Consider the following 14248-nt stretch of genomic DNA (forward strand, 5'->3'; position numbering starts at 1 on the left):
GAATAGCCCCTCTCCCCTCGGGAGAGGGGTTGGGGTGAGGGTTCGGCGAAGTCCGTGCGAGGCAGGCGTCATGGACTCCGCCGCACCCTCATCCGCCCCTTCGGGGCACCTTCTCCCGACGGGAGAAGGGACAGCCAGGAATGCATCACGCTTTCGTCCCGCCTACCGTCAGGCCCTCGATCAACAGCGACGGCTGGCCCACGCCGACCGGCACGCTCTGGCCGTCCTTGCCGCAGACACCGACGCCCTGGTCCAACGCCAGGTCGTGGCCGATCATCCTCACCTTCTGCATGGTGTCCGGACCGTTGCCGATCAGGGTGGCGCCCTTCACCGGCGCGGTGATGCGGCCGTCTTCGATCAGGTAGGCCTCGGTGGCCGAGAACACGTACTTGCCGCTGGTGATGTCGACCTGCCCGCCGCCGAAATTGACCGCGTACAGGCCCTTCTTCACCGAGCGGATCATGTCTTCCGGATCGTCCTGCCCGGCCAGCATGTAGGTGTTGGTCATGCGCGGCATCGGCAGGTGCGCGAACGATTCGCGACGACCGTTGCCCGTGCGGGCGACGCCCATCAGCCGCGCGTTGTGGGTGTCCTGCATGTAGCCGACCAGCACGCCATCCTCGATCAGCGTGGTGCAGTTCGTCGGCGTGCCTTCGTCGTCGATGTTGAGCGATCCGCGGCGTCCGGGCAGCGTGCCGTCGTCGACGATGGTGACGCCCTTCGATGCCACCTGCTCGCCGATGCGGCCGGCGTACACACTGGTGCCCTTGCGATTGAAGTCGCCTTCCAGGCCATGCCCGATCGCTTCGTGCAGCAGCACGCCCGGCCAGCCGCTGCCCAGCACCACCGGCATGATGCCGGCGGGCGCGTCGATGGCGTCCAGGTTCACCAGCGCCTGGCGCAGCGCCTCGCGCGCGAGGTCTTCGGGCTTGCCGTCAGCGAACAGTTCGGCATAACCGTAGCGGCCGCCCATGCCGGCATAGCCGGATTCGCGGCGTCCGTTCTGCTCGACGATCACCTGCACGTTCAAGCGCACCAACGGGCGCACATCGGAGGCCATCACCCCGTCGCTGCGCGCGACCAGCACGGTATCGATGCCGCCGGAGAGACTGACGGTGACCTGTTGCACGCGCGGATCGGCCGCGCGCAGGAAACGATCCACCGCACGCAGCGCCTCGACCTTGGCATCGTTCCCCATCGCATCGATGGGATCGTCGCCGGCGTACAGCGCGCGGCCGCCGCTGCGTACCAGCGTGCGTGGCGCGTGGGTCGCGCCGTCGCGCGCGATGGCGCGTGCCGATTTCGACGCCTCGAGCAGTGCCTGCGCGTTGATGTCGTCCGAATACGCGAATCCGGTCTTTTCGCCGGAGATGGCGCGCACGCCRACGCCCTGTTCGATCGAATGCGCCCCGTCCTTGACGATGCCGTCCTCGACCGTCCAGCTCTCGCGTCGGGCGTGCTGGAAGTACAGGTCGCCGAAATCGATCCCGGGACCCAGCAGCGTGCCGAAGGCGCGGTCGAGGCCGGACGGGTCCAGTCCGGCAGGCAGGAGGAGGCGGGTTTCGGCGAGCGTGATCGGCAGAGTCATGGTCATCACAATGGGGGCGGAAAACGGCCGCGGCAAGCGCGGCCGCGGACAGGCGGCGTCAGGGCGCGCCCGCGCTGTCGGTACGGTCGTCGTCCGTGCGCACGCGAGACTGTTCGCGTCCCACCACCTCGACCTTGGGCGACTTCCACGGGCCGGTGACGCGATAGGTCTTGGCGCCCATCTCGGACAGGGGCTTCTTCAGCACTGCGTTGGCGACCGCGCCCACCGCCGCACCGATGGGGCCACCGGCCACGGCGCCGACGGCAGTCAGCACGTTGGCGGATTTGGGCTTCACGTCGACGGTCTGGTCGAACCRTTCGCTGCGCAGGTCGGTATCGCCGCGGATCGCGATCTCGGCCGCGGGACCATCGATCAGCAGGTTGTCGCTGCGTGCCAGTCCGCCGCCGATCCGGATATCGCCGTCGATGCGGTTGAACGCGAAGCCCTTGGAGAAGAAGTCGCTGAAGTCGAGCATCAGCCGGCGCCGCACCTCGGCCACGCTCAGCAGGCCCAGTACACGGCCCGCGCCGGGTTCCACTTCGAGCAGGTGACCGTCGCGCACGGCCAGCTTCACGTTGCCGTCGAGTGCGGCAAGGCGGAACGCGGCAGGGCTTCCCGGCCATGCGGCCTCGGCGCTGATCTGGCCATGACCGCCCCCCACCCTATCGCCCAGGCCAAGATCGTCGAACAGCACCCCGAAGTTCTCGCTCTTCACATCGGCCGCGAAACGCGTGCGGGCGGCGGACGTCGTGCCGGTCCACTGGCCACGCACGTCGATCTGCTGGCCGGGAGAGCGCAGCTGCAACTGGTCCACGTGCATGCCATCGGCCTGCTGGCGCGTGCGCAGTTTGGCCGTGCCCAATCGCGCATCGCCGAAACGGAGATCCTCGACGTCCAGCGACAGCGGCGGGACGGCAGCGGGATCGATGTCGTCGGTGGCGGCGCGCGCGCCCGACGCGGCGACCRGCGCACCTTCGACGGGCGCCTTGCGCCAGTGCACGCGCGCCAGCTTGCCGGCGATCGGCGCACCCTTCGCATCGGGCACCAGCAGGGCACCCGACAGCGCATCGCCATCCAGCGACACCGCCAGTGCCTGCTGCGCCGGCGCGAGTTGCAGGCGCGTGTCGGGAAACACCGAACCGATCATCAGCAGACGCTCGGCAGTGACATCGATATGCCGCAGCGGCACGCCATGGGCATCATCGCTCCCGCCGCGCGCGACCGCGATCCACTCCATCGCATCGAGGGTTCCGGTGCGCCCCGTCGCCACCAGACCCGACGATGGCGGCGCGTCCATCACCCGGTCGCTGCCGAGTACGACACGCACCCCGGTCTGCCCGTTGGTAGTGCGCGCGCGCAACGCCAGCAGATCGCCGAACGCCACATCAATCTCACCGCTGCCGATGGGCAAGGGGGCGCGGACCGTCGTCGGCAGTGGCGTTGCGGACGCTTTGCGCATGGGGGCCGGCAGGCTCATTGCCGTGCCGACCAGATCGGACGTCAGGCTGAGCTGGGTGGGCGGAGACACCGCGCCCGTCGGCGTACGCGGAATCGTCACGCCCACGGTCCACGACGAACGCCCGTCCATGTAGGGCTTCAGCCATGCCATCTCGGGCGCGCGATCGAGCAGGCGGTCGGCATCGACGGCTGCGGACAGGTCGGCTTCGAACGCCTGATTGCGGTCGCGCGTGCCGCTGCCTGCGCGCAGGCCCAGCACACCGGGCAGTCCGTCGTGCACCACCTGCAGCGGGCCTGACGCGAAACCGCCGTCGTCGTATTTCGCCTTGCCACGCACGTTGTCGAACACCAGGTTCCAGCGCGTTTCCGACAACTGCGCGCCCTTGAGGTCCACCGTGCCGGCGAGCTTCTTGCGTGTCTGCTCTGCGGCATGCAGCGGCTGCAGCAGGTCGAAGGTCGCCGCGACCGGTCCCTTGGCCTGCAGGTGGTCCAGGGTGTCGCCGTAGGTCTTGCGCAACGGACTCTGCCTCAGCAATGCCAGCAGCTTGCCCGCCTCCGTGTCGGTACGCGCTGCGATCTTCAGATCGCCCGCGGCGAAATCGGCGATGCCGGCCTGGAACGCCGGGATCGCAACGCCGCCCAACGCGCCTCGTCCCTTCAGTTCGAATCCGTTGCCGATAAAGGCGATGTCGGCATCCACCTGCTCGAGTGGCGGCCACTCCGGCTGGAACTTGAACTGCCCACGCTCGATGTTTGCGACCGCCTCGAAGCGACCGTCGCGATCATTGAACGGCCAGTCGTCCAGGTCGCCGCTGACGATCGCACGCCCGTTCCGCACGGTGCCGCCGACCAGCGCGGCATCCAGCCAGTCGACGGCCGCCTTCGACATCTTGTGGTGGATCCAGAAACCTTTCGCCACCGGGACGGGCGCATCGGCCAGGTCCGCCGCCACGTCGATCCAGGGCCGCGTGCCGTCGCCCTGGAACCACATCCCGCCGCGCACATCGGCCGCGTACTGTTCGCCCTGTACGTGCAGCGCGCTGGTGCCGACACGCCACCCGCCGCCTTCGCGCCAGCCGAGCACATCGCCCTTCAGTCGCACGTCGTGCACCACGGCGAATCCGCTGGGCCAGTCGAAACGCATCACCGACGCAGGATCCAGCGTCAGCCGGAAACCCTCCGCGTCGCCGTCGAAGTCGCCGGCAAGGCCGCTGAGACCGGGGGCATCGCCCACGGTCCGGAACGAGATGTCGCGCAACCGGCCTTCCGCACGCAGCCCGCCGTCGCGGCGACCGGCAAGGGTCAGTCGCGCGAGCCGTGCGCCCGGCCGTGCCTGCACCAGCCAGCGGCGCAGGCCGGCGTCGATCTTGTCGCTCAGGCCCAGGACGGCGAACAACGGCGCCGCATCCACCTGGTCGGCCAGCAGCGCATAGCGTTGGCCGCCGGCCAGCACCAGGCCATCCAACGTCTGCACGGCCGGCGCCGTGCCCACGCGCAAGTGCGGCGCGTCCAGCCGCCAGCCGCCGGAGACCAGGCGCCAGCGCATGCGGCCTTCCATCTGGTCGAACGCGATCCGGGTCGGCGCGTCCGCATCCGCCAGTGGCGCGCCGCGCAGCCCGACCTGCTGCAGGTTGGCGTCCGCCGTCACCAGCACCACGCGATGACGGCGCAATTCCGTCCACGCCTGCACGCGTCCCTTGCCACGCTCGGCGACGACACCGGCATAGCGAAGCAACGGCGACCAGGCGCCGATATCGTCCGCGGACACATCCAGGTACGCACGGCCATCGCCCGCCTTGCGGTCGAAGTCCACGGCGACGTTCAGCGGCGCAGCGTCCTTGCTGATCCACGCCCGTGTGCCGGCACGCACCCGGTCGCCCTCGACCCGCAGGCGCAGATCGATCTCAGGCAGCCGGATGTCCCAGCCCAGCGAAGGCGCGACGATGGCGAGCCTGCCGTCGATGACCTGCAACTCGCCCAACCCCTCGAGGCTGCGCAGCGGATCGTCGCCGGACTGCTGCTGCCCCGGCAGACCCCGCACCGACCACGTGCCGTCGTCACCACGCTGCAAGGTCAACGACAGGCCACGCAGGCGCAATTCGGTGAACGAACGACCGGGCAGCAGGCCGCCGTACATCGACACCAGCACTTCCGCCTGGCCGATGCGCACGCCGCTGTCGCCTTCGCCCAGGCGCAGGCCGTCGAGCTGCAGCAGCGGCCCGCGTCGCGTCCATTGTGTCTTCACGGCATCGAAGGCGACCGGCCGTCCGGCACGCTCGCTCAACCATGCGGCGACGCGGTCCGGATGGCGTTCGGCCAACGGCAACACCTGGCTGGCGATGCCGAGCACCACGGCCATGCACACCAGCACCACGGCGATGCCGTAGACGGCACCCCGGCGGGCCAGGCGCAGGCGGCGGCGCAGCGGCGTGGGCATCAGTTCGCGACGCTCGCCGGGATGCGGGTGTCTGCGTTCGGTCGCCCGGAACGCAGACGCCGGGATCCGCTCTTGCGGCTTCCGAATGCCGACGCCCGCCCCCTGGCCTTACAGCAGCACGACATCGAACTGCTCCTGCAGGTACTGCTCGTCGGCCTGGAAGCGGATCGACTTGCCGAGGAATTCCTCCAGCTCCGCGACCGCGGTCGATTCCTCATCGGTGATGCGGGCGACCACCTTGGGGGATGCGATCACCAGCAGGCGCGCGGCCTCGAACTGGCGCACGGCACGCGTGATCTCGCGGAAGATCTCGTAGGTGACGGTTTCGGTGGTCTTGATGCTGCCGCGGCCACTGCATTCCGGGCACGGTTCCGACAGCTGGCGCGCGAGGCTTTCCACCGTGCGCTTGCGCGTCATCTCCACCAGGCCGAGCGGCGAGAATTCGTACACCGTGGTCTTGGCGTGGTCTTTGGCGAGCGATTTTTCCAGCGTGCGCAGCACCTGACGCCGGTGCTCCGGATCGTCCATGTCGATGAAGTCGATGATGATGATGCCGCCCAGGTTGCGCAGCCGCAGCTGGCGCGCGACCGCCTGCGCGGCCTCCAGGTTGGTGCGATAGACGGTTTCTTCCAGGTTGCGCTGGCCCAGGAACGAACCGGTGTTCACGTCGACCGTCGTCATGGCCTCGGTCTGGTCGATCACCAGGTAGCCACCGGACTTCAGCGGCACCTGCTTGTCCAGCGCGCGACCGATTTCGTCCTCGACTCCGTAGAGATCGAAGATGGGCCGCTCACCGGAATAGAGTTCGATCCGTTCGGCCAGTACCGGCATGTACTTGGCCACGAACGCCTGCAGGCGCTCGTGGGTTTCCTTCGAATCGACCTTGACCTTTTCCACGTCCTTGCGGATGAGGTCGCGTACGGCGCGCAGCGGCAGGCTGAGGTCTTCGTACAGCACGCTGCACGAAGGCGATTCGCGGCCGCGGCGCTCCACCACGTTCCAGACGCGGGACAGGTACGCGATGTCTTCGGCCAGCGCCTCGGCCGGCTGGCCCTCGGCATTGGTGCGGATGATGTAGCCGTGGCCACCGTGCAGGCCGGCCAGTTCGCCGACGACCTGCTTGAGGCGCTGGCGCTCGGTTTCGTCCTCGATGCGCGCCGACACGCCGATCACCTTCGACTGCGGCAACAGCACCAGGTAGCGCGACGGAATGCTGATCTGCGTGGTGAGCCGCGCGCCCTTGCTGCCGATGGGATCCTTCACCACCTGCACCACGATGTCCTGCCCGTCGCGGAGCAGGTCCATGATCGGTGCCGCCGGCGGCGTGGGCAGCGGTGCGTCTTCACCATCGGCTACCGCGCCCGGCGACGAACGCACGATGTCGTTCGCATGCAGGAACGCCGCCCGGTCCAGTCCCACTTCGACGAACGCGGCCTGCATGCCGGGCATCACCCGCTGCACCTTGCCCTTGTAGATGTTGCCCACCACGCCCCGGCGCCAGCCGCGCTCGATGTGCAGTTCCTGCAGCATGCCGTTTTCGATCACCGCGACGCGCGTTTCGCGCGGGGTGACGTTGACCAGGATTTCTTCCGACATGGGGTCCTTCCCTCAGGCTGACACAGCAGCGGCGGATGCCGACGGATGGATGCCGAAGTCGCGGAGCAGCTTCGCCGTTTCGTGCAGCGGCAGCCCCATCACCGCCGAATAGCTGCCGGACAGGCGGGTGACGAATTGCTCCGCACGCCCCTGGATACCGTAGGCCCCCGCCTTGCCCATCGCTTCGCCACTGGCGACATAGGCCGCGATGTCATGCTCGTCCAGCTCGGCGAAGCTGACATCGGTGACCACCAGCGCCTGCGCCTCGCGCGAGGCGCTGACCACCGAGACGGCGGAGACGGCCTGGTGCGTGCGGCCGGACAGGCGACGCAGCATGGCGGCGGCATCGGCGGTGTCCACCGGCTTGCCGAACACCTCGTCGCCCAGGGTCACCTCGGTATCGGCCCCCAGCACCACGGCATCCGGGGTAGCCACGACCTTCAGCAATCCGGCACCCGCCTTCTCGCGGGCGACGCGGCGGACATAGTCGACGGCGGGCTCGCCGGGCTGGCGGTGTTCAGGGATATCGAGGTCGATCCGTCCGAAGGACAGGCCCAGGCGGGTCAGCAGTTCGGCACGTCGCGGGGATTGGGAGGCCAGATAGAGCATCGCGAAAGAATAACCCGCGGCGCCTGACTGAATGACCGCTGATGCCGGCCGGATCCCGCTAACCCTGCGCCGGATCACGACGCGTTCATGTCATCGTGAACACCCTTGCGCGTCGCCGACGACCCGGGTGCCCGCCACTCGAACCACGAAAAGGAGATCCCATGCGCCTGCCCCTGATCCGCCCGCTGCTGCTCGCCCTGACCCTGTCCCTTGGAACCACCGTCGCCATGACCAGCCACGCCCAGACCGCACCCGCCTACGCCGTGCCTTCCGACGGCACCCTGCTCAACGTCTCGGCGCAGGCCGACGCGTCGCGCGTGCCGGACATCGCCACCATCTCCGCCGGGGTGGTGACGCAGGCCGTGGACGGCAACACGGCCATGCGTCAGAACAGCGAGCAGATGGCCAAGGTCGTGTCGGCCATCAAGGCCGCCGGCATCGCCGACAAGGACGTGCAGACCAGCGGCATCAGCCTGAACCCGCAGTATCGCTACGCCGAGAACGAAGCCCCGAAGATCACCGGCTACCAGGCCAACAACACCGTGAGCATCAAGGTCCGCGACATCGCCAAGCTGGGCAAGGTGCTGGATGCGCTGGCCGGCGTGGGCGCCAACCAGATCAATGGCCCCAGCTTCGAGATCGACAACCCGGAGCCGGTGTACGACGAAGCCCGCCTCGCCGCATTGAAGAAAGCCCAGTCGCGTGCCGAAACCTATGCCAGGTCGCTGGGGCTGAAAGTGCGCCGGATCGTCAGCATTTCAGAGGGCAACGGCGGTTTCCGCCCGGTCCCGATGATGGCCATGGCCAAGATGGAAGCGCGTGACGCCAGCGGTGCCCCCCCGGTGTCGCCTGGCGAGACCACCGTCTCGATCAACCTGGACGTGGTGTTCGAACTGGGCAAGTAAGGCAGCGCCCGCCTATCCACGACAACGGCGCCCCGGGGGGCGCCGTTGTCGTTTCCGGGCCGGGCGACCGGACTACGCCAAAGGTCGAAGTCCGCCCCCTCTTGCGCACGCCATCCGCCGGAGTACAGTCTGGACGTGCGGCGCCGGGACGTTGCAACCCCACTCCCCGCGACCGAGCGTTGTTCCGTTCACAGCCCTCAAGGAGGTGGATCATGGTTCGCGCACTACCCCACGGTTCCGATACCCGCATCGACATCGGCCGCATCGCGGCCATCGCGGCCGCCATCGCGGTGCACGCCGCCGCCCTGCTCATGCTGCTGATGCCGATGGCGGCGCCCCCGATCACGCCCACGGTCAAGCCGAAACCCGTGGTGCGCTGGATCCAGAAGGAAGAGCCGGTTCCGGTCGTCGTACCGATCGAGGAACAGCAGACCACCGTCAAGCGCGAGGAGCCGCGCCCGGTCGTTCCGGCCCGCACGRTGACCACGGACACGACCATCGTCGACACGCCGGCCGTGGTGGACCCTGGTACTGAGCGCACGATCGACCTTCCGGCCATCGACAGCACCGCGTCAACCGGCACGTCGCTGGGCGCCGGCCCGCTGCCGTCCGCCACGCTGGAATACGTCCGTGCGACGTCGCCGCGCTATCCGACCAACGAGCTGCGCAACGGCATCCAGGGCACGGTGATCCTGCGCGTGCTCGTGGACATCGATGGAAAGCCGGTCGACGTGACCGTCGAGATCAGCAGCGGCAACCGCAACCTCGACAAGGAAGCGCGGCAGCACGTGCTGAAGACCTGGCGCTTCAAGCCCGCCATGCAGAACGGACAGGCGGTGCAGGCTTACGGCCTGGTGCCGATCGCGTTCAACCTGCAGTGATGCATCCGAACTTAAAGTGGAAGCCCGCCGAAAGGCGGGCTTCCTGCTGTTCCTGTAGGTGCGACGTGAGTCGCGACCACGCACCAGAGAGCACCGACAACCTCGCAACGGGTCGCCGACTCTCCACTTAGACCGTCCCTGCCGCGCACCTCACCCGGTCGCGACTTACATCGCTCCTACCGAGAGTCGCAAGCCTCATGCGCGATGGTACGGATGATTCGCCAGCATCGCCGCCGCGCGGTATACCTGTTCGGCGACCACCAGCCGCACCAGCATGTGCGGCAGCGTCAGCGGACTGAGCGACCATTTCTCGTGCGCCGCCGCGAGCACATCCGGGGCATGGCCCTCGGGGCCGCCGATCAACAACGCGATGTCGCGGCCCAGCGTGCGCCAGTGTTCGAGCCGTTGCGCGAGCTGTTCGGAGGAGTAAGGCTTGCCGGTGACTTCCAGCGCCACGACATGCGCGCTTTTCGGCAACGCCGCCAACACCCGCTTTCCCTCGTCTTCGATGGCCCGCTGCGGATCACGGCCCTTGCCGCGCAGACCGGGCTCGATCTCGACCAGTTCGAACGGCAGCCAGTGCGACAGACGCTTCTGGTATTCGGCGAAGCCTTGCGCGACCCATGTGGGCGCGCGTTCTCCGGTAGCGATGAGGCGGCATTTCATGTGCGCATGATAACGGTCGCAGGCCGCGCGCCTTGAACGAGAACGGCGCCACGAGGGCGCCGTTGCACCGAGTCGAGCGGCTGCGGATCAGAGGCGCGATTCGTCCGCCGTCTCGACGTCTTCCGGCGGCTGGTCGCCGACGGTCCAGAGGCGCTCCAGCGCGTAGAACTCGCGCACGCGGGGCAGCATGACGTGGACGATGACATCGCCGAGGTCCACCAGTACCCACTCGGCCTCGCGCTCGCCTTCCACGCCCAGCGGCATCACGTCGAGCTTCTTGGCGAACTTCACCACCTCGTCCGCGATCGATTTCACGTGGCGGGTGGAAGTGCCCGAGGCAATCACCAGGTAATCGGCGACGCTGGACTTGCCGCGCACGTCGATCTCGACGACATCCTTGGCTTTCAGTTCCTGTACCGCGGCATGCACCGTGGCGAGCAGGTCCGGCAGGGCCGGCGGCGGGCTGGGAAGGCGGGTCTTGATGACGTGGGCTTGGCTGGACAAAGGCTTGGTGGCTCTGGGAATACGGCCGGGATTATAGCGGACCCGTGTCGGCGGCCCGTGAGGCGTACAGCCTTTCGTCGGCAATGGCGTCCGCCACCCGCGCGGGCACGAGCTGGCGCCAGGCTTCGCCCGTTGCGATGCGGCGCCGGATTTCGGTGGCCGATTCGGGCTGAAGGGGCTGGTGCAAGCGGAACACGCGCCCCGCGGCCACCCGCGCCAGATCGTCCGGGTGGTCCGTCCAGCGACCCTCGAGAGCGGTGGCGAGCACGGGCGGCAGCGCTGAATCCAGCCCACTGCCCGGCCGGTCGGCGACGACGAAATGCGTGAGGTCGAGCAGCGCCGTCCACGCCCGCCAGGTGGGCAGTCCGAGCAGGCTGTCCGCGCCGATCAAAAGCGCGATGGGAACGACGTTGCCCAGCTCGCTCCTCAGCTCCCGCAGCGTGTCGATCGTGTAGGAACGGGAGGTCGGCTCGCGCGCGGCGCGGTCCAGTTCCCGCCGATCCACGCACAGGCCCGGGATGTCCCACGTGGCGAGGTCGAGCAGGCGCGCGCGCTGCGCAGCGGTGGCCCCCGGCGGAGCGCGATGCGGCGGATCCGCCGCCGGCATCAGGCGGACCGGCACGCCGAGGGCATCGTGCGCCGCGCGCGCGATGGCCAGGTGTCCGTTGTGGACGGGATCGAAAGTACCGCCGTAGAAGACGCGCAGCATCGCCGGATCAGGCGACCAGCAGGCGCACGGCCTTCGCGTCCGCGATCGCCAGCAACAGGCGCTCCAGCCCCACCCAGGCGTCGCCATCGCCACGGCCCTTGGCGGTGCGGTCGATCTTCGAGGCCTCGGCGACGAAGCGGTCCCAGCGCGCGGGCGTGGTATGGCGCTGCAGTGCGCGCTTGAAGGGCGCCTGCTTCGCCTCCCAGATGCCTTGCGATTTCATTTCGGCAGCGAGGTTGCCGCCGTTGGCCTGCACCCGCGCCAGCGACGCGGTGCGCAGCAGCTCCTTGACGATCATCGGCATCAGGCCCGCGACGACGTCGCCCTCGGCGCGCAATCCCGCCAGGATGCGCGACACCTGTGCCCCCTGCCCCGCCAGCACGGCGTCGGTCAGGCGGAACACGTCGTAGCGCGCGGCATTGGCGACCAGCGATTCCATGCGCTCGGCATCGAGCACCTCGCCATCGCTGAGCAAGGCCAGCTTGTCGATTTCCTGTGCTGCGGCGAGCAGGTTGCCTTCAACGCGATCCGCCAGCAGCTGCACCGCATCGCGATCCGCGCGCAGGCCCTTGCTGCGCAGGCGGCCTTCGATCCAGCCCGGCAGTTCGTGCGGCTTGATGGCCCAGGCCACCGCCAGCACGCCGACGCGCGTGATGGCATCGCTCCATTTGCCCTGATAGGCCTTGCCCCACTCTCCGGCCGTGATCAGCAGCACCACGTCGGACGGCGGGTTGGCGCAGAACGCGCTGATGACCTCGGCGCCCTCCTTGCCCGGCTTGCCTCCCGGCAGGCGGACTTCGACCAATCGCTGTGCGCTGAAGAGACTGGGCGCATTGAAACTCGCTTCCAGCTGGYCCCAGTCGAAATCGCGTCCGTCGGCATCGAAGACCTCCCGTTCGCCGATGCCCTGCGCACGCGCCTGCGCGCGCACCGCATCCGCGGCTTCCAGTACCCGCAGCGTCTCGGGGCCGGCGATCAGGTATACCGGCAGCAGCGGCTCGGTGGTTCCGCGCGCCGCCAGCTGTTCCGGCTTGAGTTCCATCAGGGGGCCGGCGTCACCGGGCCCGAACGCACGACGCCGTCGATGCGGCGCAGGATCGAGGCGGCCATCTCGCGGCGCAGTTCGTCGGCGAGCACTTCGCGCTCGGTCGAGGTGCCGGTCGCGTCCTGCGGCGGCGACACGTAGTCGCGCGACAGTTCGACCACCTGCTGCGGCACCAGGTCGGTGCCGTCGGCCTTCTTGAAGGAGAAGACGACGGCATAGCGCAGGCTGAATTCCTGCGCTCGGCCGAACTGGTCGACCGCGATCGGAAGATCGCCCCAACGCTCGGACACGACGCGGAGCGTGGCGACCTGTCCGGACGCCGTATCGTCGCGTTCGTCGCGTTCGTCGCCGATCGACGAGGCGAGCGTGGCACCGGCCGCCTGGAGGCCGCGCGACAGGCTGGTCACCAGCGCGCTGTAGGAAGTCGATGATGCCTCCACGCGTACCGGCCCCAGGTCCGCCGGCAGCGCGATCTTGTTGCGCAGGTGGAAGCCGCAACCGGCCAGCAGGGTCAGGGCGAGGATGAGGGCGGGCAGGCGGAATCGGGTCATGGTCGAAGTCTGGACGAGCCTGTCATGGGCGGCAAGAGCGTAGCCGGACCGGAGGTGAACACAGGGGCAAGGCGGTCGAGTGCCTTACCCCGCGACGATGTTGACGATCTTGCCGGGCACCACGATGACCTTCCGGATGGCCAGGCCCTCGAGGAACTTCGCGGTGTTGGGCTCGGCCCTGGCGAGCGCTTCCACGTGGTCGCGCGGCGCATCGGCGGCGACGTCGATGGTGCCGCGCAGCTTGCCGTTCACCTGCACCGCGAGCGTTACCGAGTCGCGCACCAGTGCATCAGGGTCCACGACCGGGAACGCCACATCCTCGATCAGCGTTTCCCCGTGGCCCAGCGCCTGCCACAGCGCATGGCTCGCGTGCGGCGTGATGGGATTGAGCAGCAGCACGGCCGCTTCCAGCGCTTCCTGGCGCACGGCGCGCCCCTCAGGGGAGGCATCGTCGAACTTGCCCAGCGCGTTGGACAGTTCCATCACCGCCGCGATGGCGGTGTTGAAGCTGTGGCGCTTGCCGTAATCGTGGCCGACCTTGTCGATGGTCTCGTGGGTCTTGCGGCGCAGGGCCTTCTGGTCCGCGTTCAGCGCGGCCACGTCCAACGCCGACGAAGCGCCATCGGCGGCATGCTTCTGCACCTGCGTCCACAGGCGGCGCAGGAACCGCGCCATGCCTTCCACACCTGCCTCGTTCCATTCGAGCGACTGCTCGGGTGGTGCGGCGAACATGGAGAACAGACGCACGGTATCCGCACCGAACTTGTCGACCATCGATTGCGGATCGACGCCGTTGTTCTTCGACTTCGACATCTTTTCGACGGGACCGATCTTCACCGGCTGACCGTCGGCCTTCAGCGTCGCGCCGACGACACGCGCCTTGTCGTCGCGCTGGATCTCGACATCGACCGGATTGATCCAGTCCTTCGAACCATCGGCATTGTCGCGATAGAACGTCTCGGCGATCACCATGCCCTGCGTCAGCAGGTTCGTAGCCGGCTCGTCGCTGTCCACCAGCCGCGCGTCGCGCAGGAGCTTGTGGTAGAAGCGGAAGTACATCAGGTGCAGGATCGCGTGCTCGATGCCGCCGATGTACTGGTCGACCGGCAGCCAGTAGTTGCCGCGCTTGTCGACCATGTCCTTCGCGCCGGGCGAGGTGTAGCGCGCGTAGTACCAGCTCGATTCCATGAAGGTGTCGAAGGTGTCGGTCTCGCGCTCGGCGGCGGCGCCGCACTGCGGACACTTCGTCTTGCGCCATTCCGGGTCGGCCTTGATCGGCGACTTGACGCCGTCCAGGGT

Annotated in this window: 12 protein-coding genes; 2 read left to right on the plus strand and 10 right to left on the minus strand. The window is 68.4% G+C overall.

Annotation, left to right across the window (positions count from 1 at the left end):
* Positions 1-145 precede the first annotated feature (145 nt).
* The 4 genes from tldD to AC04L7_RS03570 form a co-directional block, all read right to left on the minus strand.
* A complete protein-coding gene (tldD, locus tag AC04L7_RS03555; RefSeq protein ID WP_436001059.1) occupies positions 146-1588 on the minus strand; it encodes a metalloprotease TldD in 1443 nt (480 codons plus the stop codon).
* Positions 1589-1646: 58 nt separating this feature from the next.
* On the minus strand, positions 1647-5483 hold the full coding sequence (locus AC04L7_RS03560; RefSeq protein WP_475512535.1) for a YhdP family protein: 3837 nt from the start codon (positions 5481-5483) through the stop codon (positions 1647-1649).
* Between the two features lie 108 nt (positions 5484-5591).
* Positions 5592-7079 (minus strand): ribonuclease G, encoded by a 1488-nt coding sequence (gene rng / locus AC04L7_RS03565; protein WP_296280330.1) that lies wholly within the window; start codon positions 7077-7079, stop codon positions 5592-5594.
* A gap of 12 nt (positions 7080-7091) precedes the next feature.
* Positions 7092-7688, minus strand: a complete 597-nt coding sequence (locus AC04L7_RS03570) for a Maf family protein (RefSeq protein WP_435999729.1) — start codon at positions 7686-7688, stop codon at positions 7092-7094.
* A gap of 161 nt (positions 7689-7849) precedes the next feature.
* Between AC04L7_RS03570 and AC04L7_RS03575 the strand changes: the two genes are divergently transcribed.
* Together AC04L7_RS03575 and AC04L7_RS03580 are read left to right on the plus strand one after the other, a co-directional pair.
* Positions 7850-8593 (plus strand): SIMPL domain-containing protein, encoded by a 744-nt coding sequence (locus tag AC04L7_RS03575; RefSeq protein WP_296280327.1) that lies wholly within the window; start codon positions 7850-7852, stop codon positions 8591-8593.
* 212 nt (positions 8594-8805) lie between these two features.
* Positions 8806-9474 carry an energy transducer TonB gene (locus AC04L7_RS03580; RefSeq protein ID WP_475512536.1) on the plus strand — a complete coding sequence of 223 codons (669 nt, stop codon included), beginning with the start codon at positions 8806-8808 and terminating at the stop codon, positions 9472-9474.
* A gap of 195 nt (positions 9475-9669) precedes the next feature.
* On the opposite strand, the gene rlmH is transcribed toward AC04L7_RS03580, so the two are convergent.
* From rlmH to AC04L7_RS03610, 6 genes are all read right to left on the minus strand, one after another.
* Positions 9670-10140, minus strand: a complete 471-nt coding sequence (gene rlmH, locus AC04L7_RS03585; RefSeq protein ID WP_241046881.1) for a 23S rRNA (pseudouridine(1915)-N(3))-methyltransferase RlmH — start codon at positions 10138-10140, stop codon at positions 9670-9672.
* 87 nt (positions 10141-10227) lie between these two features.
* The gene (gene rsfS, locus AC04L7_RS03590) at positions 10228-10644 is read right to left on the minus strand and encodes a ribosome silencing factor (protein ID WP_056878289.1); all 417 of its coding nucleotides are present in this window, start codon (positions 10642-10644) and stop codon (positions 10228-10230) included.
* A gap of 31 nt (positions 10645-10675) precedes the next feature.
* Positions 10676-11353 carry a nicotinate-nucleotide adenylyltransferase gene (gene nadD / locus AC04L7_RS03595; protein WP_435999735.1) on the minus strand — a complete coding sequence of 226 codons (678 nt, stop codon included), beginning with the start codon at positions 11351-11353 and terminating at the stop codon, positions 10676-10678.
* A gap of 7 nt (positions 11354-11360) precedes the next feature.
* Positions 11361-12395: a DNA polymerase III subunit delta gene (holA, locus tag AC04L7_RS03600; protein ID WP_475512537.1), complete on the minus strand. Its 1035-nt coding sequence runs from the start codon at positions 12393-12395 to the stop codon at positions 11361-11363.
* Positions 12395-12949, minus strand: coding sequence for an LPS-assembly lipoprotein LptE (locus AC04L7_RS03605; protein ID WP_435999739.1), 555 nt, complete (start codon positions 12947-12949; stop codon positions 12395-12397). The genes holA and AC04L7_RS03605 overlap by 1 nt, the downstream gene beginning before the upstream one ends.
* An 84-nt stretch (positions 12950-13033) precedes the next feature.
* On the minus strand, positions 13034-14248 hold a 1215-nt coding region (locus AC04L7_RS03610), incomplete at its 5' end, for a class I tRNA ligase family protein (RefSeq protein ID WP_475512538.1).

The sequence above is a fragment of the Pseudoxanthomonas sp. LjRoot204_2 genome, assembly GCF_056175765.1.